Source organism: Leisingera sp. ANG-Vp, assembly GCF_000813725.1.
Lineage (GTDB): Bacteria > Pseudomonadota > Alphaproteobacteria > Rhodobacterales > Rhodobacteraceae > Leisingera.
On sequence record NZ_JWLD01000090.1, the window covers coordinates 1 to 21,078 of the forward strand.

General features: G+C 61.3%; 19 protein-coding genes and 1 tRNA gene. 10 read left to right on the plus strand and 10 right to left on the minus strand.

Features of this window, described 5'->3' with window-relative positions; all coding sequences use genetic code 11:
- Nucleotides 1-119: 119 nt before the first annotated feature.
- Both RA20_RS22705 and RA20_RS22710 read right to left on the minus strand, forming a co-directional pair.
- Nucleotides 120-1,169 carry an ATP-binding response regulator gene (locus RA20_RS22705; protein ID WP_241482318.1) on the minus strand — a complete coding sequence of 350 codons (1,050 nt, stop codon included), beginning with the start codon at nt 1,167-1,169 and terminating at the stop codon, nt 120-122.
- Nucleotides 1,170-1,274: 105 nt separating this feature from the next.
- The gene (locus RA20_RS22710; RefSeq protein ID WP_039134385.1) at nt 1,275-2,006 is read right to left on the minus strand and encodes a response regulator; all 732 of its coding nucleotides are present in this window, start codon (nt 2,004-2,006) and stop codon (nt 1,275-1,277) included.
- 393 nt (nt 2,007-2,399) lie between these two features.
- Here RA20_RS22710 and RA20_RS22715 point away from each other — a divergent pair, with 393 nt between their 5' ends.
- Together RA20_RS22715 and RA20_RS22720 are read left to right on the plus strand one after the other, a co-directional pair.
- Nucleotides 2,400-3,878, plus strand: coding sequence for a sensor histidine kinase (locus RA20_RS22715; protein WP_082018103.1), 1,479 nt, complete (start codon nt 2,400-2,402; stop codon nt 3,876-3,878).
- Nucleotides 3,879-3,888: 10 nt separating this feature from the next.
- On the plus strand, nt 3,889-4,341 hold the full coding sequence (locus tag RA20_RS22720) for a response regulator (RefSeq protein ID WP_039134388.1): 453 nt from the start codon (nt 3,889-3,891) through the stop codon (nt 4,339-4,341).
- Between the two features lie 69 nt (nt 4,342-4,410).
- On the opposite strand, the gene RA20_RS22725 is transcribed toward RA20_RS22720, so the two are convergent.
- Nucleotides 4,411-4,487, minus strand: a tRNA-Arg gene (locus tag RA20_RS22725).
- A 147-nt stretch (nt 4,488-4,634) separates the two neighbouring features.
- On the opposite strand from RA20_RS22725, the gene RA20_RS22730 reads away from it, so the two are divergent.
- Nucleotides 4,635-5,660, plus strand: coding sequence for a LacI family DNA-binding transcriptional regulator (locus tag RA20_RS22730; protein WP_039134391.1), 1,026 nt, complete (start codon nt 4,635-4,637; stop codon nt 5,658-5,660).
- The gene (locus RA20_RS22735) at nt 5,660-6,868 is read left to right on the plus strand and encodes a winged helix-turn-helix domain-containing protein (RefSeq protein WP_039134394.1); all 1,209 of its coding nucleotides are present in this window, start codon (nt 5,660-5,662) and stop codon (nt 6,866-6,868) included. Before RA20_RS22730 ends, RA20_RS22735 begins: the two co-directional genes overlap by 1 nt.
- Before the next feature lie 9 nt (nt 6,869-6,877).
- On the opposite strand, the gene RA20_RS25920 is transcribed toward RA20_RS22735, so the two are convergent.
- From RA20_RS25920 to RA20_RS22750, 4 genes are all read right to left on the minus strand, one after another.
- Complete coding sequence (locus tag RA20_RS25920) at nt 6,878-7,054, minus strand: hypothetical protein (RefSeq protein WP_193748903.1); 177 nt, start codon at nt 7,052-7,054, stop codon at nt 6,878-6,880.
- Between the two features lie 153 nt (nt 7,055-7,207).
- On the minus strand, nt 7,208-8,776 hold the full coding sequence (locus RA20_RS22740) for a TRAP transporter large permease (RefSeq protein WP_039134397.1): 1,569 nt from the start codon (nt 8,774-8,776) through the stop codon (nt 7,208-7,210).
- On the minus strand, nt 8,773-9,354 hold the full coding sequence (locus RA20_RS22745; RefSeq protein WP_039134400.1) for a TRAP transporter small permease: 582 nt from the start codon (nt 9,352-9,354) through the stop codon (nt 8,773-8,775). Before RA20_RS22745 ends, RA20_RS22740 begins: the two co-directional genes overlap by 4 nt.
- 81 nt (nt 9,355-9,435) lie before the next feature.
- On the minus strand, nt 9,436-10,479 hold the full coding sequence (locus RA20_RS22750; protein ID WP_039134403.1) for a TRAP transporter substrate-binding protein: 1,044 nt from the start codon (nt 10,477-10,479) through the stop codon (nt 9,436-9,438).
- Between the two features lie 564 nt (nt 10,480-11,043).
- On the opposite strand from RA20_RS22750, the gene RA20_RS22755 reads away from it, so the two are divergent.
- The 3 genes from RA20_RS22755 (at nt 11,044) to RA20_RS22765 (ending at nt 15,448) form a co-directional block, all read left to right on the plus strand.
- Complete coding sequence (locus tag RA20_RS22755; RefSeq protein ID WP_052249138.1) at nt 11,044-12,063, plus strand: DMT family transporter; 1,020 nt, start codon at nt 11,044-11,046, stop codon at nt 12,061-12,063.
- Nucleotides 12,064-12,227: 164 nt separating this feature from the next.
- On the plus strand, nt 12,228-14,417 hold the full coding sequence (locus RA20_RS22760; protein ID WP_039134406.1) for a dehydrogenase E1 component subunit alpha/beta: 2,190 nt from the start codon (nt 12,228-12,230) through the stop codon (nt 14,415-14,417).
- Complete coding sequence (locus RA20_RS22765) at nt 14,414-15,448, plus strand: acyl carrier protein (protein ID WP_039134409.1); 1,035 nt, start codon at nt 14,414-14,416, stop codon at nt 15,446-15,448. Before RA20_RS22760 ends, RA20_RS22765 begins: the two co-directional genes overlap by 4 nt.
- Before the next feature lie 243 nt (nt 15,449-15,691).
- Here RA20_RS22765 and RA20_RS22770 read toward each other — a convergent pair whose 3' ends face one another.
- The 3 genes from RA20_RS22770 to RA20_RS22780 all read right to left on the minus strand — a co-directional run bounded on the left by RA20_RS22770 (nt 15,692) and on the right by RA20_RS22780 (nt 18,378).
- Nucleotides 15,692-17,266 (minus strand): DUF427 domain-containing protein, encoded by a 1,575-nt coding sequence (locus RA20_RS22770; protein WP_052249139.1) that lies wholly within the window; start codon nt 17,264-17,266, stop codon nt 15,692-15,694.
- Nucleotides 17,267-17,411: 145 nt separating this feature from the next.
- Nucleotides 17,412-18,113, minus strand: a complete 702-nt coding sequence (locus tag RA20_RS22775) for a winged helix-turn-helix domain-containing protein (protein WP_039134416.1) — start codon at nt 18,111-18,113, stop codon at nt 17,412-17,414.
- A complete protein-coding gene (locus RA20_RS22780) occupies nt 18,085-18,378 on the minus strand; it encodes a hypothetical protein (protein WP_039134420.1) in 294 nt (97 codons plus the stop codon). The genes RA20_RS22775 and RA20_RS22780 overlap by 29 nt, the downstream gene beginning before the upstream one ends.
- Before the next feature lie 170 nt (nt 18,379-18,548).
- On the opposite strand from RA20_RS22780, the gene RA20_RS22785 reads away from it, so the two are divergent.
- From RA20_RS22785 to RA20_RS22795, 3 genes are all read left to right on the plus strand, one after another.
- On the plus strand, nt 18,549-19,061 hold the full coding sequence (locus tag RA20_RS22785; RefSeq protein ID WP_039134423.1) for a hypothetical protein: 513 nt from the start codon (nt 18,549-18,551) through the stop codon (nt 19,059-19,061).
- Nucleotides 19,062-19,161: 100 nt separating this feature from the next.
- The gene (locus RA20_RS22790; RefSeq protein ID WP_039134434.1) at nt 19,162-19,779 is read left to right on the plus strand and encodes a ribonuclease HII; all 618 of its coding nucleotides are present in this window, start codon (nt 19,162-19,164) and stop codon (nt 19,777-19,779) included.
- A gap of 107 nt (nt 19,780-19,886) precedes the next feature.
- On the plus strand, nt 19,887-20,990 hold the full coding sequence (locus RA20_RS22795; RefSeq protein WP_039134425.1) for a site-specific DNA-methyltransferase: 1,104 nt from the start codon (nt 19,887-19,889) through the stop codon (nt 20,988-20,990).
- Nucleotides 20,991-21,078: the final 88 nt, after the last annotated feature.

Consider the following 21,078-nt stretch of genomic DNA (forward strand, 5'->3'; position numbering starts at 1 on the left):
CCCGCCGATGGAACTCTTCCCTCAATCAGTGCCTCCCTGAACCGCTCGGCACCCGGAGCAAGTTTCCGGAAACTGCCGGCGGGACGGTCCCGCATGCAGTTTGCCGCGGCGGCGAATAGTTATGAGAGGAGCAATGTGAAGTGAATCACCGTTCCTGATTGCACCTCAGGATCGCACCAGATTCTGCCATTGTGCCGCTTAGCGATTTTGGTGCAGGTCGCCAGGCCAAGTCCGGTTCCCGGCGCATCGCCGGTGTTCTGCAGGCGTTTGAAAGGTTCGAAAATCCGTTCACGGTACTGTTTCGGCACCCCGATCCCGTTGTCTTGGACAGAAATCCGGACACCGCCGGGCTCCGCGGCCGCTTCCACCTTAATCTCCGGCCTGCCTCCGCCGGAGTATTTGATCGAATTTCCGATCAAGTTCTGCAGCAGTTGCGTAACTTCCGGAGGAAAGCAGAGAACCGTCAACCCGCCGTCTTCCCAGGTAATCTGCGCGCTGGATGCCAGGATGTCGTGGGCCATGGCCATTTGCGCGTCTTCGAACAGTTTCTCCACTGGAATTAACCGGGATTTCCCTTCGCTGTCGGGGCGGATATGCGTGGCCAGCTGTTCAATAAGCTCGGACATCTTCTGGACCGACATCTTCATCAGATCGAACTCGCGGGCGACTTCTTCGACCTCGCCTGCTTCGTAGTCCTCAAGGATCTGATCGCACAGAAACTTCACCGCTCTGATTGGCGCCCGCAAATCATGTACAAGAACGTCCGAAAACAGTTTCAGCTCGTTCTGATGCTCGTTGATCTGCCAGCGCATGTCGGCCAGCTCGCTACCGTTTTGAATCATGCGCTTCAATGCTGAAGGGGTGATGGCAGCTTTGGGGATATAGTCGTTGGCGCCAGCGAGAATCGCGTTTTTGGCGATCCCTTCATCACCTTGCGAAGTCATGATGAATAGCAGCGCCCGCGGCCAGGTCAGGGAGAAGTTTGACAGCAGGTCCAGTCCAGTGCCGCCGGGCAGCTGATAGTCCACAAAGGCCGCATCCACTTCTGCTTCCGAAAGCGCAAGCGCCTGCTCCCCGCTGGATGCCTCATGAATGTTGGCGCCAGGGTAAAGGTTCAGCAAATGTTTGTGCACGATCTTTCTGTCGCCTGCGTCATCGTCAACGATCAAGATGTTCTTTGCACACATTGTCCGGTCTTTTTTCTGCGTCTGCCTCAATGCCCCGCCGCCTCCCGCTCGGGGCGGGGGCAGGGATTCTTTGCGCTGCGGCCGGCCTTACTGAAGGCTGGAGGGCCGCTCGCTGTAGGAAAGCGCCCAGCCTTCGGCTATGACGGTCTCCAGATCATCCATGAACACAACAAGATCCTTGCAGCTCCGCTCCAGCAGGGAGAAGTCCGAAAGAGCTTCGGGATTGAAGGCCCCGTCCGATTTCGCTTCCGACTTGATCACCCGCACGCTTGCAAGCGCCCGCCGCAGCAGAACCCTGAGCTCCGGGCCGCAGCCGGCCATGAAGCGGTGAAACACCTGCTTCAGCTCGGTCTCCGCCCGCTTGGCGCTGGTCAGCTGCCCGTAGAGCGCCCGCCGTTCGATTGCTGCAGCCACGGATTTGATCAGTGAATCCACCGAAAGCTCTTCCTTGACGATGTAGTCCGCACATCCGCGGCGCATCGCCTCGACCGCCAGCTGGTAGCTGGTGGAGCTTGTCAGCATGATGGGGATAGCCTGTACCTGATCTTCGTGGGCCAGCAGGATCTTCAGTGCGTCCAGGCCGGTGTCCATGCCCAGGTTGTGATCCAGGAACACCAGGTCAAAGCTATCTACGTCCAGCTTCCGCCGCATTTCCTGAAGGTTCGCCGCTTCGTGAAAGTCGGTCATCAGCCCGGCCTTGCTGCAGATTTTCTGCAATCGGAGCCGGTCAACCTCGTCATCATCGACGATCAGAACCCTGAGAAGCACCGGCTGGTGTCCTCTTTCCAGGGAGAATTCGGGCATTTGCATGCTTGTCATCGTTGCCACCCCTTAAAACTTCACAATTTACCCCCTCAGGATGCATATCGGAATACGCCAGGGGGATTCCGGGTTATTCATGATTCCAGTATACACGTTATCCGGGTTAACGAAGGGTGATTTTCATCGCAACATTAATGCAAAATTCTGCATCATCATTGTCGGTGTGGATAATACTGATGAATTTCAGCGGCTTGCGCTTCTGTTGCGAAACCGGAGTACAAAGAAGTTGCACGAATTTATTAACCTTTCAGACGCAATATTGACAGGGCGGTTGCTTTCAGACTTCATGGAGATGACACGCGAACATTGGCAGATTGCAGGCCGGCGTCGACAAAACTGCAATTCATAGTGGTATAATATGATTTTCCGCCGGGGAAAGAGAGGCGCGGGATGACAAGCAACAGCCTTGGCGGCTCTGCTCTGCAAGGCAATGGCTGGCTGCCCGGTAAGAAACGGGTTCTTGCCGCCTCTGGTGCTATTGCAGCGGCCGGTCTGACGTTTGACTTCCTGACCCCATTAGGAGTCGCTGGCGGCCTCATCTATGTGGTTTTCATCCTAAGCGCCGTCTGGTGGCGGCATCCCAATACAGCGCTTGTTTTTGCTGCGCTGGCGACCGCGTTCACCCTGTCCGGCTTCTGGCTGATTCCCGCAGTGGCGGCGCCGCCTGAGGTGGTGCTGCTGAACCGCAAGCTGACGCTGCTGGCCTTATGGGCCGTGGCCTTCATCCTGCGCTCGCAGAAACAGGCGGCAGCCACCCTGCAGCACAGCGAGGGCAAGCTGCGGGCGGTGCTGGACGGCACGGTGGACGGGATTATCACCATCGGTGAAGACGGCACCGTTGAAAGCTACAACGCGGCCTGCGAGCGGATTTTTGGCTATACCGCAGCGGAGGTAACCGGGCAGAACGTCAAGATGCTGATGCCGGATCCCTATCAGGCAGACCATGACCGCTATATCCAGAACTACCGCCGCACCGGCACCAGGAAGATCATCGGGATCGGGCGCGAGGTGCAGGGGCTGCGCAAAGACGGGTCCGTTTTTCCGATGGATCTCTCTGTCAATGAGGCGCAGACTGACGGCAAAAGAATTTTCACCGGCATCGTGCGCGACATTACCAGCCGCAAGCAGGCTGAGGCCGAGCGCGAGCATTTTATCGAACAGCTTGAACGCTCCAACCGGGAGCTCGACAATTTTGCCTATATCGCTTCCCATGATTTGAAAGCGCCGCTGCGGGTGATTGATAACACTTCGCGCTGGCTGGAAGAGGATCTCGCAGAGCATCTGGACGACGAGAACCGGGAAAACATGGAGATGCTGCGCAACCGCGTGAGGCGCATGGAAAAGCTGCTGGATGACCTGCTGGTGTATTCACGGATCGGGCGGCAGGCTCAGGATCCGGGGCAGGAATGGCTTGACGGCGGCAAGCTGGTCCAGGACGCCGCTCTGCTCAGCGACCTTCCGCAGGAGTTCGAGCTGGATGTGAGCGCCGCACTGTCGGAGATCGTACTGCCGCACATGCCCTTGCAGCAGGTGTTTGCCAATCTCATCAACAACGCGGTCAAGCATCATGACAAGGCGGCAGGGAAAATCAGCGTCACGATGCGGGAACAGGGCGGAAAGCACTTGTTTTCGGTGAAAGACGACGGGCCTGGCATAGACCCGCAGTTTCATCAGAGGGTTTTCAAAATGTTCACCACGCTGCAGCCGCGGGACAAGGTCGAGGGCAGCGGCATGGGCCTCGCCATGGTGCAAAAGACCATGGAGCACTTCGGCGAAGAAATCACCCTCGAGTCCGCGCCCGGCCATGGCTGCACCTTTACGTTTTCCTGGCCGGTGCCTTCCAGCGCCCGTCCACAGCAGAACCAATGAGACAGGAACCATGACTTCACCCCAAGACACTGAAAGCACAACGCGGCCTTTGACATTGCTCCTTGTCGAAGATGATGACGGCGACGCCAAGGCGGTCCAGCGGGCCTTCAAGCAGGTCAAGATCAAGAACACCATTATCCGCGCTGTTGACGGGGTTGAGGCTCTGGAAATGCTGCGGGGGGAAAACGGCCATCGCCAGATCGACCCGCCGTATATGCTGCTGGTGGATATCAACATGCCGCGGATGAATGGGATCGAATTTGTCGAGGAGCTGCGCAAGGACCCGGCCCTGAAGCAGTCGCTGATCTTCATGCTTACCACCTCCAAGATCGAGGAGGACAAGATCGCGGCCTACAACCTGAACGTTGCCGGCTTCATCTACAAGGAAACCGCAGGCCGTGATTTTCTTAAGCTGGTCAACATGATCGACCGCTACTGGAAGGTTGTCGAAGTGCCCATGTAGCTCCAGCTGCCCGGATTCTGCGAGCGGAGGCAAGCGGCCTCTAATTTCCAATTGTTTTTAGGGTACTGCTGGCGACCCCGGCAGGATTCGAACCTGCAACCTGCCCCTTAGGAGGGGGCTGCTCTATCCAGTTGAGCCACGGGGCCGCGCGCTTTAACGCGATAGCAAATCCCTCCTGCGATCACAATGGGATGGGCGCAGCCGAAAGCCGTTTTGCCGCGCTCAGTTTCCATTGTGCAGCATCCGGTGTCTGCGCTAACGTTGCAGACAGCAGTAACAAGAGGCTCAGGAACGTGACCACGGACAGCAAGCGCCCTCTCACCCTTCGCGATGTATCCGAAGCAACCGGTGTTTCCGAAATGACTGTGAGCCGCGTGCTGCGCAACCGCGGGGACGTGTCGGAGAAAACACGGACCAAGGTTCTGACTGCCGCCAAGGAGCTGGGCTATGTGCCCAACAAGATTGCCGGCGCGCTGGCCTCGAACCGGGTCAATCTGGTGGCGGTGATCATCCCGTCGCTGTCCAACATGGTCTTTCCCGAGGTGCTGACCGGTATCAACAAGGTGCTGGAGAACACCGAGCTGCAGCCTGTGGTCGGCGTCACCGACTACAAGCCGGAGAAAGAGGAAAAAGTGCTGTACGAGATGCTCTCGTGGCGCCCCTCCGGCGTGATCATCGCGGGGCTTGAGCACACGGATGCGGCCCGCGCAATGCTGAACAATGCGGGCATCCCGGTTGTGGAAATCATGGATACGGACGGCAAGCCCGTGGATTCGATGGTCGGCATTTCGCACCGCCGGGCAGGCCGGGAAATGGCCAAGGCGATCCTGAAGGCGGGCTACCAGCACATCGGCTTCATGGGCACCAAGATGCCGCTGGACCACCGGGCCCGGAAGCGGTTCGAAGGCTTCACCGAGGCGCTGGCCAAAGAAGGCGTCGAGATCGAGGACCGCGAATTCTATTCCGGAGGCTCGGCGCTGGCCAAGGGACGCGAGATGACCCAGGCGATGCTGGAACGTTCACCCGAGCTGGATTTCCTTTATTTCTCCAATGACATGATTGGAGCCGGCGGGCTGTTGTATCTGCTGGAGAAAGGGATTGATGTCCCTGGCCAGATCGGTTTGGCCGGCTTCAACGGGGTTGAGCTTCTGCAGGGGCTGCCGCGCAAGCTTGCGACCATGGACGCCTGCAGGCAGGAGATCGGCAGAAAGGCCGCAGAGATCATCGCGGCCCAGCTGGAAGATCCGGATGCCGAGCTTGAGCAGCATGTGACGCTGACACCGACCATTTCTTATGGCGATACGCTGAAACGCCGCTGATGGCGCTTCAACGGCTGGACAACCAAAGTGCGCGGCGGCTGTTTCTGGACCGTCATGCCCTGCTGGAGCAGCCAGCCGGCCCGGCAAAGGGCGACGATCTGCTGGCGCTGATCCAGCGGCTGGGCTTTGTGCAGCTCGACAGCATCAACACGGTGGCGCGCGCGCATGATGTGATCCTTTATTCGCGGCGGCCAGGCTACCGTGCCAAGCACCTGAAGCAGCTCTATGAACGGGACCGCGGGCTGTTTGAGCACTGGACCCATGATGCCGCGATGATACCGATGGCGTTTTACCCCCATTGGCATCTGCGGTTCCTGCGCGATACCGAGATGCTGCGCAAACGCTGGCGCAATTGGCGGCGTGACGGGTTTGAGGCGCGGTTTGAGACCGTCTTGAACCATGTGCGCGATCACGGGCCGGTCAGCTCGTCCGACGTGGGCAAGGATGAAAAGAAGGGCTCCGGCGGCTGGTGGGACTGGCATCCGTCCAAAACCGCGCTGGAATACCTCTGGCGCTCCGGCGCGCTGACCGTGGTGGGGCGCGAGGGGTTTCAGAAACGCTATGACCTGACAGAACGGGTGATCGAGGAGCAGCTCTGCCCTGGGCGCCGTCCCTGCGATGCACAGGCGACAGTCAACTGGCTCTGCTCAGCCGCCTTGGACCGCCTGGGCTTTGCCAGATCCGGCGAGCTGGCCGCCTTCTGGGACACCGCGTCTGCGGCTGAGGCCAAGGCCTGGTGCGCCGGGCAGCTGCGTCTGGGAGAGCTGGAAGAGATCGAAGTCGAGCAGGCGGACGGAAAACTGCGCAAGGTGTTCGCCCGCCCCGGCACGGGTGAGGCCGCTGCAGAACTGGGACCACCCCCTGGGCGCATGCGGGTGCTGAGCCCCTTTGACCCGGCCCTGCGCGACCGCAAACGGGCCGAGCGGCTGTTCGGCTTTCATTACCGGATCGAAGTCTTCACCCCGGCACCCAAACGGCAGTACGGCTATTACGTCTTTCCGCTGATGGAAGGCGCCCGGCTGGTGGGCCGTATCGATATGAAAGCTGAGCGCGACGCGGATATCCTGCGCGTCACCGCTGTCTGGCCGGAGCGGGGTGTGAAATGGTCTGCCGCCCGCACCAGGCGGCTGGAGGCAGAGCTGGACCGTATGGCGCGCTTCGCCGGCGTCGCCAGCGTCGTCTTCTCTGATGGCTGGCTGCGCCTGTAGAAAGCTGCGCTAGGTATTGCTGCGCTTGCGCGACAGGATCAGGTCCGGCAGCACCAGCGTGTCAATCAGCGCGTCGCACAGGCCGACGCAATTGGTGCAGCCGACACAGGGCCCCTGCAATTCGGAAACTTCCGTCGCCAGCGCTTTGACACGGGGCGCGGTGGATTTGCTGCGGCTGATCTGCATGGCGGGTCTCCCCATTTGCTGCGGCGCGTTCCGGTAAGCCCAACCCGGAAAGGTGATTCAGGTCAATCCAAGCCTATGTCACAAAATATTTCGATTTCCTGCATCGGCCCGGAAACTGCCTCTCCCCGGCAAGCCGGGAAGAGGCAGAATGTCTTACTGTGTCAGCATCAAGGGGAGCAGCGTGATCACCGGGAAGGCGACCAGGATGATGACCCGGATGATGTCGGAGGCGACAAAGAACATCACGGCCTTGTAGGTGTCGATCATCTTGGTCTTGCGGTCCATCGCATTGATGATGAACAGGTTCATGCCAACCGGCGGGGTGATCAAGCCGACCTCCACCACGATCAGAACCAGCACGCCGAACCAGATGGCGACATATTCCGCCTCGATCCGGTTCACCCGGCCTTCGGTCACCCGGATGCCCAGCTCTTTCATCTGTTCGCGGCTCAGTTCGGCACCGTTGGCGATTGCCATCTTGATGGATTCAACCATGTCAGGAGCCATCGTTGAGCAATGCAGGAAGGTATCTTTTGGCAGGGTCACAATGTCCCAGAGAACCTGCAAGAAAAAGCGAGGTTCGCAGTACTTAAGCACTTCCTGCGCTGCATTGGCCTGCATCTCGGCGAGCGACAATAAGCCGAAATCCATCGCCGAGATCACCGGGAAGAAGATCGGGATGGTCAGCAGGATCATCGACAGCGAGTCCATCAGGCATCCGAACACCAGATAGAAGGCGAGGATCAGCGTCAGCACCACCCAGGGGCTGAGGCCCTGGCTGACCACAAAATCCGCCAGTTCCTGCGGCACCTTGGTCAGTGCCAGGAAGCCGTTGTAAAACCCCGCGCCCAGCACAATGAAGAAGATCATCGCGGTAGAGCGCGCCGTGACCATAAAGCTCTCGCCCAGGGTTTCGCGGTTCAGCCCGCCATTCATCCAGGCAATCAGCCCGGTGCCGAAAGCTCCGACAGCTGCGCCCTCGGTCGGGGTGAACCAGCCGAGATAGATGCCGCCAACCACCAGGCCAAAGACCAGCAGCACCGGCCAGACATGGAACAGCGCCGCAAAACGTTCGGCCCAGGGAACCGGCGGACGGGTGCCCGCGCTTTCCGGGAACAGGCGCACGTAGATGGAGATCGCAATGACATAACCCAGGGCCGCCAGCAGGCCGGGGATGAAGGCCGACAGGAACAGCTTGGCGATGTTCTGCTCGGTCAGGATGGCATAGATCACCAGCACCACCGAAGGCGGGATCAGGATGCCCAGCGTGCCGCCCGCCGCCAGCGTTGCAGTAGAGAAGCCGCCGGCATAGCCGTATTGCTTCAGCTCGGGCAGCGCCACGCGGCCCATAGTGGCCGCGGTTGCCAGCGACGAGCCGCAGATGGCGCCAAAGCCCGCGCAGGCGCCAATCGAGGCCATCGCCACGCCGCCCTTGCGGTGCCCCAGGAAGCCCTCGGCCGCCTTGAACAGGGCTGTCGACATGCCGCCCAGTGTTGCGAAATGTCCCATCAGCAGGAACATCGGCACGATGGTCAGCGAATAGGAAGAGAAGGTCGTATAGGTCTCGCTTTTCAGCCGCCCGAATGCCACCTGGGTGCCATCCGTCACCCAGATCAGCCCGCCAAGCCCGACCAGAAACATCGAGAGCCCGATCGGCACCCGCAGGAAAATCAGCAGCATCAGGACCGGAAAGGAGGCGATGCCAATCTCAAGAGCCGTCACGTTTCGCCCTCCACGCCGTCCCAAACCAGGATGCGGCCGGTAAAGAATTCAATGGTGCGCACCGCACCCATGTAGATGCCCACGATGGCGGCCACGACCGCGGCCACCATGCTGATGGCGTAGGCCCACCAGACCGGGAACTCGAGCAGGAAGGAGGTCTCGCCGTTGGAATACTTGCCGGCCAGACCGGCCCCCAGGCGCCAGGCGATCAGTATCAGAACGGCCGCAAACAGCAGCTCGGTCACCATCCGCAGGAACCGTTTCACCCCGCGCGGAAAGGCATTGGCCACCACATCCACCGAGGCATGGCCCGCAGTGATCTGGCACAGCGGCAGGAACGCGAAGATGGCAAAGGCCACGCCTGCCTCGACCAGCTCAAAGTCGCCGTTAACCGGGCCGACCCAGCCCGTCATCCATTTCGAAAACCCAGGTGCAATCCGCTCCATCAGATCGCCATGGAACAGCCCGTTCAGCAGCCGCCCGGCGATTGAAACACATGTCAGAATGATCAGGAGAGTGAGGACCGCACCGCCCAGGTAGGCCATGGCCTTGGCCAGCCGCATCATGAGCTTGTGCATGGTAGTGTTGCCTTATTCCGGTGTGCAAAGGGCCGCAGTGCCAATGCCGCGCGGCCCCTCACCTTTATCAATCAAAACGCCTTACTGATACTGCGGCGTGTATTTCTCGATCAGGCCGCTGGCCTCTTCGATCAGCGCGGCACCGTCGATGCCTTTTTCGTTCATGTCAGCGATCCACTTGTCATAGATCGGCTGCGCACGCTCGCGCCACAGGGCGGTCTGTTCGGCGTCCAGGGTGATGACGTTGTTGCCCAGATCCAGCGCCATTTCGCGCGAGGGGCCGTCGGAATCCGCCTGGGTGCCGCCGGCAAAGACCGAGAACTCCAGGCCGGAGTTGTCGTCGATGGCCTTCTTCAGGTCATCCGGCAGGCTTTCGTACTTGTCCTTGTTCATCGCCAGCACGAAGGTCAGGGTATACAGCGCCTTGCCGGTGAACTCGGTGTGGTTTTCAACCAGCTCCGGAACCTTCAGCGCCGCGGTCACTTCCCACGGGATGGTGGTGCCGTCGATCACGCCTTTGGACAGGCCTTCCGGAACCGCCGGAACCGGCATGCCGACGGGGGTGGCACCCAGCTCGGTCAGCAGCGCGTTGACCGACCGGCCGCCGCCGCGGATTTTCATGCCTTCCAGATCTTCAGGCGCTTCCACCGGGTCCGAAGTGTGGATCATGCCGGGGCCATGCACCCAAGTGCCCAGGATATGGACGTCCTTGAACTCGGTGTCCTTCATGTGTTTCTCGAACATTTCCCAATAGGCATGCGACACCGCGCGTGCGTTGGTCATCATGAAGGGCAGTTCGAACACTTCGGTCGAGGGATAGCGGCCCGGGGTGTAGCCCACCACGGTCCAGACAACATCCGCCACGCCGTCGATGGCCTGGTCCATCAGCTCCGGCGGCTTGCCGCCCAGCTGCATCGACGGGAAGCGGTCGACCTTGATCCGCCCGCCCGAGGATTCCTCGACGTTGTCCGCCCAGACATCCAGGATCAGCTTCGGCACATTGGCCTGCGCCGGCAGGAACTGGTGCAGTTTCAGGGTGACTTCCTGGGCAAATGCCGGTGCCGCGCACATCGCTGCGACGGCTGCCGCGCCGACTGCGCCCAGTAGCTTTCTCCGAGTGGTCATGTCGTCCTCCCTTTGACCTATTCACGTACCGGGGCACCATCTTGCGCAAGATTGCTGCGGTGGCCGGCCAAAATCTTTCCGTTTCTGCCGTCAAAGCCCCGTTTCAGGTTCATTTAACGAACCGCTTGCATCCCTGCTATTAGGTGCGTTTGTAACTATCAACAGCAGATCATGCATTTTTTCCTCATGAAATCCGCCTGCGTACTTGGTTTGCAGACAAATTCACGATCTTATATGTTACGAACCTCTCGATATCTGTCTGTAAATTGATACATATCGAATCGGCCTTATGGCAACAACATTTGTGCCAGACCGGCGTCTTGCGTCATTCCGCTGCAGCCAATGGCAGCGGAATCTGGGGGCTCTTTCATCCTAACTCTTTGGCAGCCGGTTTCTCCTCAATAAAAACCAGAGCCGTAACGGAAGGGCCTGTAAACCCTCCTTCACCGTTGCAGAGGTTCGAATTCTCCGCCTATGCGCTTGGCAGCGACGCTCGTGTCGCAGTTCCGCCAGAAGCGTCGGCCGGTTCAGGCAGCCTGCAGCTCCCACATGAGGAGTCGCGCGATGGCTGTAACAGAAGCAGATACAACAGATTATGCCCGGCAAGCAGTCCAGGCTGAGGACACTCCGGACTCGCGGCCGATGGCCGGGATTCTGTTTCTGCTGCTGGCCACCACGCTGTTTCCGGTACAGGACGTGATCATCAAAAGCCTCAGCGGCGATTTCGCGGTGCATCAGATCGTGTTCTGGCGCGGCGTCTTTGCGCTGCCGATTGTGGCCGTCATCGCCTGGTATGACGGCACTTTGTGGCCGCTGCGGCTGGGTTCGATCCCGCTGCAGCTTTTGCGTGCCGCGGCCGGCTTCAGCTCCTATCTGGTCTATTACATGGCGCTGGCCGCCATTGGCCTGGCAGAGACGGCTGCCATTACCTTCTCCACCCCGATCTTTGTCACCATGCTGGCGACAGTCTTTCTGGGTGAGAAAATCGGCCTGTTCCGCTGGTTTGCCGTTTTTATCGGCCTTGCAGGCGTGATGGTGATCGTGCGGCCCGGCGCCGGGGTATTCGAGCCGGCGGCAGTGCTCGCGCTGCTTGCGGCCGTCGCCTATGCGGTGTCGATCATCACCACCCGCAAGCTGGGAAAACGCACCAATGGCGGCTCGATGACCCTGTTCACGCTGGTATTCTTCATCACCGCAGGCGCGGTGCTGGGGCTGATCTTTTCCAACCTGCAGACCGACTCCCCGCACCCGAGCCTCGCCTTTCTTTTCCGCGAGTGGGCCGCACCCAGCCAGCGCGATTGGCTGCTGCTGCTGGCGCTTGGCGGGATTTCCGGTGTCGGGTTCTTTGCCCTGTCTCAGGCCTACCGCCTGGCCGAGGCGTCGGTGGTCACCCCGTTTGAGTATACTTATCTGCCGTGGTCGGTGTTCTGGGGCTGGATGATCTTTGGCAGCCTGCCGGGCACCGCAACCTGGATCGGCCTGTCGATGATTGTCGGGGCCGGGCTGCTGATCGTCTTCCGCGAAGCCGTCAAGGGCCGCCGGCTGGTGCGCCGCAAGGGGCTGGGCATCCTGCGCCAGCGCTAGGGCGGCTGCAAACAGCCCGGGTATCCAGGTCGGAATACTGAGAAACCGGACTGTATCCACGCTCGCTCATTCCATTTTGGAATGAGCAAAGAACACAATCTCATTGGCGCCGGGGGCTTGGGTCGCGGATAAATGGAGCCAGCAATTGCTCCAAAGGAGGCCGCATGGACCGCGCCCAGATTGTGCATCAGAATTTCCTCGGCCGGGTTGCCGCCGGGGATTTCCCGGCAGGCACGGCACCTGACGGGCCGCTTGCGGCTTCTGAGGCCGTTGCCGCTTTCCGCGCCCAGGTGCTGAGCCGGGCGCTGGACCTGACCAGCCGGGCCATGCAGAAGGCCGGGGAAGGCTTCTATACTATCGGCTCTTCCGGGCACGAAGGCATGGCGGCTGTTGCCCGTGCGCTGCGCCCCACCGACATGGCTTTCCTGCATTACCGGGATGCGGCGTTCCAGATTGCCCGCGCTGATCAGGTGCCGGGGCAGCGGATTGCCTGGGACATGCTGCTGTCCTTTGCCTGCTCCAGCGAAGACCCGACCTCAGGCGGACGGCACAAGGTGCTGGGTTCCAAGGAGCTGATGATCCCGCCGCAGACCTCGACCATTGCCTCGCATCTGCCAAAGGCGGTGGGGGCGGCCTATTCCGTCGGGGCTGCGAAGCGGCACAAGCCGGAGCATCAGGTGCTGCCGGAGGATGCCATTGTCATGTGCTCCTTCGGGGATGCCTCGGCCAACCACTCGACAGCGCAGGGGGCGATCAACACGGCGGGCTGGACCTCAGTCCAGTCGACTCCGCTGCCGCTGCTGTTTGTCTGCGAGGACAATGGCATCGGTATTTCCGTGAAGACGCCGAAAGGGTGGATCGAGGCCTCGATGGCCGGGCGGCCCGGCATCAAGTACTTCAAGGCGGACGGGCTGGATATCTACAACGCCTACCAGGTGGCGCAGGAGGCGGCGGACTATGTGCGCACGCGCAGGAAACCGGCCTTCCTGCATCTGCGCACGGTGCGGCTGTATGGTCATGCCGGGGCGGATGTGCCGACCACCTATATGAGCAAAGCGGAAGTGGAGGCAGATGAGGCCAATGATCCGCTGCTGCATTCGGTGCGGCTGATGGCAGAGGCGGGTGCGCTGCGCCCCGAGGAAGCGCTGAAGATCTATCAGGACACCTGCGCCCGGGTGGAACGGATCCGGACAGAGGCGGTGACGCGGCCTCATCTGAAGACCGCTGAGGATGTCGCGGCCAGCCTGATTCCGCCAAAACGGACCTGCGCGCCCACCAACGGCCCAAGTGCCGAGGCACGCGCAGCCGCCTTTGGCAGCGACATGCGGGCGATGGAGGAGCCGCAGCCGATGTCGCGGCTGATCAATTGGACGCTGACCGATCTGATGCTGGAGCACGGCGAGATCGTCATGATGGGCGAGGATGTGGGCCGCAAGGGCGGGGTTTACGGCGTCAGCCAGAAGCTGCAGCAGAGGTTTGGCCCGGACCGGGTGATCGATACACTGCTGGATGAACAGTCGATCCTGGGGCTGGCGATTGGCATGGGGCACAACGGCTTCCTGCCGGTGCCGGAAATCCAGTTCCTCGCCTATCTGCACAATGCCGAGGACCAGCTGCGCGGCGAGGCTGCGACCTTGCCGTTTTTCTCGGGCGGGCAGTTTTCCAATCCGATGGTGCTGCGGATTGCCGGACTTGGCTACCAGAAGGGGTTTGGGGGGCATTTCCACAACGACAATTCGCTGGCAGTGCTGCGGGATATTCCCGGGCTAGTGATTGCCTGTCCCTCGGACGGGGCCGAGGCTGCAATGATGATGCGCGAGGCGGTGCGGCTGGCGCGCGAGGAGCAGCGGGTGGCGGTGTTTGTCGAGCCGATTGCGCTTTATCCGATGCGGGATCTGCATGAGGTGAAGGACGGCGGCTGGATGCGCAGCTATCCCTCGCCGGACCGCCGCATTGGCCTGGGCGAAGTTGGCGTGCATGGGGATGGCACTGACTTGGCGATCGTGACCTATGGCAATGGCCGCTATCTCTCGACGCAAGCGCAGGCGGAGCTGGCGGTGCAGGGCGTGAACGCGCGGATTGTGGACCTGCGCTGGCTGGCGCCGTTGCCGGAGGCGGCGCTGCTGGAGGCGGTGCAGGGCTGCAAGCATGTGCTGATTGTCGATGAATGCCGCATCACCGGCAGCCAGTCGGAGGCTTTGATGGCGCTGTTTGCTGAGCAATCTGAGGTTCCCGCCGCGCGGATTGCGGCCAGTGACTGCTTTATTGCAACCGGTCCTGCCTATGGGGCCACGCTGCCCTCGAAAGACAGCATTGTTGAGGCTGCAATGACGCTGGCTGGAGGCAAATCATGACCCGCACTGCTGTTCTGATCTGCCCGGGCCGGGGCACATACAACAAGGCTGAATTGGGATATCTGCACCGCTTTCACGCAGACAAGGCGGCGTTGTTTGCAGGCTTTGATGCGCAGCGCAAAGAGGCCGGGCAGGAGGAGATCACAGCGCTGGACGGGGCAACCCGGTTTTCGGTGTCGAAGTACTCCCGCGGGGATATTGCCTCGCCTTTGATTTATGCTTCGGCGCTGGCCGATGCACAGTCGCTGGCAGAAGACATTGAGGTGGTTGCAGTCACCGGCAATTCGATGGGCTGGTACATCGCGCTGGCGGCGGCCGGGGCGCTGGGCGCTGACGGCGGGTTCAACGTTGTGAACACCATGGGCACGCTGATGCAGCAGCAGCTGATCGGCGGCCAGCTGGTTTATCCTTTTGCCGGAGCCGATTGGCAGAACGATCCCGCGCGCAAATCGGAGCTGCTGGCACTGGCAGCTGAGATCGGTGCGCGCGAGGGGCATGATCTGGCGCTGTCGATTGATCTCGGCGGGACGCTGGTGCTGGCCGGGAACGAGGCCGGGCTGACAGCGTTTGAGGCGGCGGTGCCGGTGGCGGATGAGCGCTTCCCGATGCGGCTGGCCAATCACGCAGCATTTCACACCAGTTTGCAGGCGCCAGTGGCAGCGGAAGGCCGCAGGCGGCTTGGGGCGGAGATGTTTGTCCAGCCCAAGGTGCCGCTGATCGACGGGCGCGGCCAGATCTGGTGGCCGGGGGCAACGGATACTGCAGCGCTCTGGGACTACACGCTGGGGCATCAGGTGGTGGAACCTTATGATTTCACCCGTGCGGTGCAGACCGCCGCCTGCGAGTTTGCGCCGGACCTGTTCATCGTGACCGGCCCCGGCACCACGCTGGGCGGTGCGGTGGCGCAATCGCTGGTGCACTGCGGCTGGCAGGGAATGGCCACCAAGGACATCTTCAAATCACGGCAGGCTGAGGCGCCGTTGCTGGTATCGATGGGGGATGCGGCGCAGCGCGCGTTGGTGGCGGGTTGAACCTGCCGCAAGGGGAGGGGCTCCCGCGCCTGTTGCCTGCATCTGAGATGCAGGCAAAGCAGCCTTGGGCGTGGCCCTGCCCTGCGGGCAGGGCGTAGGTTTTTTGCTGAGAAGGCCTTCAGGGGCAGGTTTGCCCTGAAGGCCGGTATTGATTATGGAGGGTTCATCCCCGCCTCAAGGGTGAACCGCGCGGTGCGCGCGGCGGCTGCGCCGCCCTTGACCCGGGAATGAACGGCAGAGGTGTTATTCGGCGGCGGCTTGCGGTTCGGTTTGCGACGGAACCGCAAAGCAGGTGACGGGCCGGGAGACATTGTGCAGGCTGACTTCCCCCAGTGAGACACCTTGGGACGGGTCGCTCAGGATGTCGCGGCTGACGACCACCGGATAGTTCACAGTCTTGCCGTAGTCGCCGAGCCGGGCGGCGATATTGGCGGCCTGGCCGATCACGGTGAAGTCGAGACGCTCGCGGGAGCCGACGTTGCCGTAGGTCACCCGGCCGTAGGCAATGCCGATGGCAGCCTCGCAGCGGTGGCCGTCCGGCTGATGGGCGATTTCCTCCAGCCGGGCCACGATGGCACGGGCGCTGTCCAAAGCCTGCTGCCGGGCCTTTGCCGGGTCGCTGCCGGCCGGGAACACGGCCAGCACAGCGTCGCCGATGAACTTCAGCACCTCGCCGCCGTGATCATGCACGATGGTCGAGGCGGTCTCGAAGAACTGGTTCAGGAGCGAGATATAGTCCTGACGTCCCAGCTGCTCTTCCAGCCTGGTGGAGCCGCGCAGGTCGCAGAACATGATGGCGGCGTCGATCTCGTCGCCGTCGCCGCGGCGGATCTCGCCGCCCAGCACCCGGGCGCCGGTACGTTTGCCGACATAGGTTTCCAAGAGCGACTGGGCGTTTTCGCGCTGCATGAAGATTTCGTAGTAGCGGGCGATCACGTCGGAGCATTCGAAGATCAGCCCCAGGTTGGCGGTGGAAAAGCCGTTGGGGTGGTTGCTGGTGAGGGTCAGCACATTGATGCGCCCGTCGGAGAAGCGCAGCGGCATTGCAACATAATCGGTGGCGCCTTCCTTGCGCAGGTCTTCGAGGATCGGGAAGGCATCCTCGGAGCAGCAGCTGCCGAGCCGGTGGCGCACGCCGCCTAAACCGTTGGAGACGTGGCGCAGCGGGCTGTTCCGATAGGCCGGGTGGTCGTGGATCTCGTAGGAGGGTGCGTAGGTGGTGACCTCGCCGGTCTTTTTCTGCCAGATGAAATTCTTGCCGGCGATCAGCGGGTGCAGCGACCAGGCCATGACGGAAAGGCGCGACAGGTAGATGCCTTGCTCGACAAATTTTTCCGCCAGGGCTGAGGTCAGCTCCTCGGGTGTCTGCACCAAGGCCGCGTCTCTCAGAAGCCAGTCGATCACCGGGCCGGAGATATTGCCGTAATCCGGCATCTCCACAGTATTTGCTCCAAAGTCGAACTCAGCGCCTGCTCCGGGCATGAAACCGACGTGGCCCGCTATGGCCGAAGCTTCGGGCATGGCTTCCTCGTAAGCCCAGACCCCGTTTTGCACACCGTCGCCTGGCAGCAGGATGTCCCGGTAGCTGGCGGTGCCTTTGAAAGGGCAGAAGGTCTGGAGGTCCGTATGCGGCGAGAGCGGGGCTTGCACATCTTCTGCCGGGAAATAGATGGCGGGCGGAAGCCGGGTCTCATACATCACTTTGGCGCGCGTGCTTTGCGCCAGGATGGTGCCATTTCGCCGGGCCGTGATCAGGCCCTGCAGCGGTTCGACAATGATGCCGTAGCCTTGTCGCGGTGCGTGCACCTGTGTGTCCATCCCAGAGGTCCTTGTCCTTGTGCCGAAACGTGCCAAAACCAGGACCGGCCGGCGTGGGCCGGTTCTGAGCTATTTGGGGTCCCGGTGCAGGAATTCCAGAGGGGAACACAGGATATTGAGCAAAGCGGAGCAAGGGCCTCCTGGGTCAGACCATGCGGATCACATCCTTGCTGATCGACAGCACATAGCCGCGTTTGGCGATGTTCTTGACCAGCAGCTCGCTGACCATCTGGTTGCCCAGAGTGTCGCGCAGGCGTTTGATGCGGGTGGCGCCGGCGGCCTCCTCGCAGTCGGCGGAGGCGCGGCCGGAGATTACCGCTTCGATCTCGGCGCCAGACAGCACGTCATCGTCCAGCCGCGCCTCGGCCAGCACCGAGAGCGTCTCCATCGCGGCCGGAGTCAGCTTGAAGCCCATGTTGTTGAGGTAGACGGTGTTCTCATCGCGGCTGATCAGCAGTTCGGTAACCTGGATGCCCGCCCGTTCTATCTGCGCCATGCGGCGGTTCAGCATCACCAGCATGCCCAGCACTGCCAGTGCAGCCACCATCATCGCAGTGGCAAAGACCAGGAGCACGAAGATCACCATCCGGTAACTGGTCAGGGTATCTGCAAAGGCGGTGCCGGACTGAGCCAGGATCTCCAGCAGCTTGATTTCCGCCTGGGTGGTCAGGTCGTTCTCGATGAACAAAGTCTCGACACGGGCATTGAAGGCGTTGGCATCGGGCAGAGTCAGCAGCAGAACCGTGCCGGCAATCACCAGTAGTGCAACAATGGCGGCTATGCCCAGGGCAATCACCCGGCTGCCGGAGGCGCGGGCCTCAGAAACGGAGATAGTAGGATCCGGCATTGGCCTTCCTCTGCTGCAGGCCTTCGGGGCCAAAGACGGACAGGACGTTCAGAAGTTTCCATCCGCCAGGTGCAATACGGGCCTGGATCTCGCGGCGGGCGGCTTGCTTCTGGCAAGCGCCGGAAAGCTGGATGACGCCGTAGTGCAGGCGCAGCGGATTGTCCTGCTTGGCCTTGTAATCGGCATAGCAGTCAGCCGCCTGGGCCGGCGATGAGAGCGCCAGAAGGGCAGCCGCAAGTGCGGGTATCAGGAGATGCTGTTTCATGGGGCCATCCTGCGGTGACGAGTGGTGAAATTCAATAACCGCAGGGGGTTGGGGCAGCTGATATCCGATAACAATCGGCCGATATTGCCTGTCTGAAGGGGGTGCGGCCAGGTTGGGGTCATTCAGCGCACAGGCTGCGCATCAGACAATCAAAACAGAAAGGTCCCGACATGGCCAAAACACAAGGTCCGAAACCGCACCGCAAATTCATCGCGCTGATCGTGGCGGCCTCGATTGCCATCACCGGATTTTCGGCAGCTCCGGCCCGCGCCGACGAGGACGTTGCCAAGTTCATTGCCGGGATGGCTCTGCTGGGCATCCTGGGTGCAGCGATCAATGACGCCCGCAAGGACGACGGCCGCCATGTAAGCCGTACATACAACCCGCCGAACCAGCACCGGCATGGCCACAAGCCCCATGCCCACAACCGCCATGGAGGCCATGTGAAACCGCTGCCGCCGCGGGTCCGCCGCTATGATCTGCCGGCCCATTGCGTGCGCTACTTCCCGCGCTACAGCCAAAACCGCCCGCTGGCCGCCAAGGGCTGCCTAGACCGCAACTATGGCCGGACCCACCGCTTGCCGCAGGCCTGCAAGGTGACTTTCTGGAACGGCCAGCGCCACCGCACCGGTTTCAAACCCCGCTGCCTGAAGCGGCACGGCTACCGGATGGTCAACTGGTAAGCAGGCGCCTTGAATTCGAGCAGCAGCAAACCTGGGGGGCTTCGGCCCCCCTTTTTTCATGCGGCTTGCATCCTGTGCCGGGATTGGCTTTGACAGAGGCATGACACAGCCTGACTACACACTGGAAGACGCCGCCCTGGCCAAAGGGTACCTGAGAATTGCCGGCGTAGATGAGGTCGGCCGCGGCCCGCTGGCAGGCCCGGTGACCGCCGCGGCGGTGGTGCTGGACGTTTCTGCCATTCCCGCAGGGCTCAACGACTCCAAGAAGCTGAGCCCGAAAAAACGCGAGGCGGTGGAAGGGGAAATTCTGGCCGCCGCCCAGGTCGCGATTGCCCATGCCTCGGTGGAAGAGATTGATTCCCTGAACATTCTGCGCGCCTCGCATCTGGCGATGGAACGCGCGGTGGCAGCGCTGGATCCGGCGCCGGACTATTTGCTGATCGACGGCAATCTGATCCCCAAGGGGTTAAGCCTGCCATCGGAAGCGGTGGTCAAAGGCGACGCCAAATCACTCTCCATCGCGGCGGCTTCGATTGTTGCCAAACTGGCGCGCGACAGGATCATGGTGGATTTGGCGCAACAGTTCCCGGGATATGGATGGGAGAAAAACGCAGGCTACCCCTCGAAACAGCACCGGGATGCACTAGTTGATCTCGGGGTGACCCCACATCATCGGCGGTCATTCAAACCCGTACACAACATCTTGTATCAAGACTGAACCGCAGGCTGTTGTTCTAAAAAACAAATTGACCTCGAATCCGCGATGACTCATCCTGTGGACAACCTAATGAGCGCAAAAATGCGCCGTGGTTTTGAGGCAGAGCAATGAATACAACCATCAAAAAGGGCGCGGCAGCGCTCCCTTTAAACACGATTATTGGCGGCGACTGTATCGAGGCAATGAACAGCCTGCCGGCCAATTCGGTCGATCTGATCTTCGCAGATCCGCCCTATAACCTGCAGCTGAAAGGCCAGCTGCACCGTCCTGACAACTCCAAAGTTGATGCCGTGGATGACCACTGGGACCAGTTTTCCAGTTTCCAGGCCTATGACAAATTCACCCGCGAGTGGCTGAAGGCGGCGCGCCGCCTGCTGAAGCCGAACGGCTCGATCTGGGTGATCGGCTCCTACCACAACATCTTCCGCGTCGGCTCGGTGCTGCAGGACGAAGGTTATTGGGTGCTGAACGACGTTGTCTGGCGCAAGTCGAACCCGATGCCGAACTTCCGCGGCAAACGGTTCACCAACGCGCATGAGACGATGATCTGGGCGTCGAAGTCCGAAGGCGCAAAATACACCTTCAACTATGAGGCGCTGAAGGCGCTGAACGAGGGCATCCAGATGCGCTCGGACTGGGTGCTGCCGATCTGCACCGGCCATGAGCGGCTGAAGGACGAGAACGGCGACAAGGCGCATCCGACGCAGAAGCCGGAATCGCTGCTGCACCGGATCCTGGTCGGCTCGACCAACCCGGGCGATGTGGTGCTGGATCCGTTCTTTGGCACCGGCACCACAGGCGCAGTTGCCAAGATGCTGGGCCGCGAGTTCATCGGCATCGAGCGCGAGGAAGCCTACCGCAAGGTGGCTGAGAAACGCATCAAGGCGGTGCGCAAGTTCGATCGCGAAGCGCTGGAGGTTTCCGCCAGCAAGCGCGCGGCGCCGCGGGTGCCCTTCGGCCAGCTGGTCGAGCGCGGCATGCTGCGCCCGGGCGAGGAGCTTTACTCGATGAACCGCCGCCACAAGGCCAAGGTGCGGGCTGACGGCACTCTGGTTGGCGACAACGTCAAGGGCTCGATCCATCAGGTGGGTGCGCATTTGGAGAACGCGCCATCCTGCAACGGCTGGACCTACTGGTGCTTCAAGCGCGAAGGCAAGACGGTGCCGATCGACGTGCTGCGCCAGCAGATCCGGGCCGAGATGCAGAATTGAGCCCCGGCTTTACAGAACACAACAACCTATTGCAGGTGCCTGTGCCTAGCGCACAGGCGCACACCTTGCCCCGCCTGTAGAAGGCGGG

What these genes read in the sequence shown, in the direction of transcription:
- RA20_RS22710 (WP_039134385.1), bottom strand. Translation starts at nt 2,006, where the DNA reads ATGACAAGCATGCAAATGCCCGAATTCTCCCTGGAAAGAGGACACCAG.
- RA20_RS22715 (WP_082018103.1), top strand. Translation starts at nt 2,400, where the DNA reads ATGACAAGCAACAGCCTTGGCGGCTCTGCTCTGCAAGGCAATGGCTGG.
- RA20_RS22720 (WP_039134388.1), top strand. Translation starts at nt 3,889, where the DNA reads ATGACTTCACCCCAAGACACTGAAAGCACAACGCGGCCTTTGACATTG.
- RA20_RS22735 (WP_039134394.1), top strand. Translation starts at nt 5,660, where the DNA reads ATGGCGCTTCAACGGCTGGACAACCAAAGTGCGCGGCGGCTGTTTCTG.
- RA20_RS25920 (WP_193748903.1), bottom strand. Translation starts at nt 7,054, where the DNA reads ATGCAGATCAGCCGCAGCAAATCCACCGCGCCCCGTGTCAAAGCGCTG.
- RA20_RS22745 (WP_039134400.1), bottom strand. Translation starts at nt 9,354, where the DNA reads ATGCACAAGCTCATGATGCGGCTGGCCAAGGCCATGGCCTACCTGGGC.
- RA20_RS22750 (WP_039134403.1), bottom strand. Translation starts at nt 10,479, where the DNA reads ATGACCACTCGGAGAAAGCTACTGGGCGCAGTCGGCGCGGCAGCCGTC.
- RA20_RS22755 (WP_052249138.1), top strand. Translation starts at nt 11,044, where the DNA reads ATGGCTGTAACAGAAGCAGATACAACAGATTATGCCCGGCAAGCAGTC.
- RA20_RS22760 (WP_039134406.1), top strand. Translation starts at nt 12,228, where the DNA reads ATGGACCGCGCCCAGATTGTGCATCAGAATTTCCTCGGCCGGGTTGCC.
- RA20_RS22765 (WP_039134409.1), top strand. Translation starts at nt 14,414, where the DNA reads ATGACCCGCACTGCTGTTCTGATCTGCCCGGGCCGGGGCACATACAAC.
- RA20_RS22770 (WP_052249139.1), bottom strand. Translation starts at nt 17,266, where the DNA reads ATGGACACACAGGTGCACGCACCGCGACAAGGCTACGGCATCATTGTC.
- RA20_RS22775 (WP_039134416.1), bottom strand. Translation starts at nt 18,113, where the DNA reads ATGCCGGATCCTACTATCTCCGTTTCTGAGGCCCGCGCCTCCGGCAGC.
- RA20_RS22780 (WP_039134420.1), bottom strand. Translation starts at nt 18,378, where the DNA reads ATGAAACAGCATCTCCTGATACCCGCACTTGCGGCTGCCCTTCTGGCG.
- RA20_RS22785 (WP_039134423.1), top strand. Translation starts at nt 18,549, where the DNA reads ATGGCCAAAACACAAGGTCCGAAACCGCACCGCAAATTCATCGCGCTG.
- RA20_RS22790 (WP_039134434.1), top strand. Translation starts at nt 19,162, where the DNA reads ATGACACAGCCTGACTACACACTGGAAGACGCCGCCCTGGCCAAAGGG.
- RA20_RS22795 (WP_039134425.1), top strand. Translation starts at nt 19,887, where the DNA reads ATGAATACAACCATCAAAAAGGGCGCGGCAGCGCTCCCTTTAAACACG.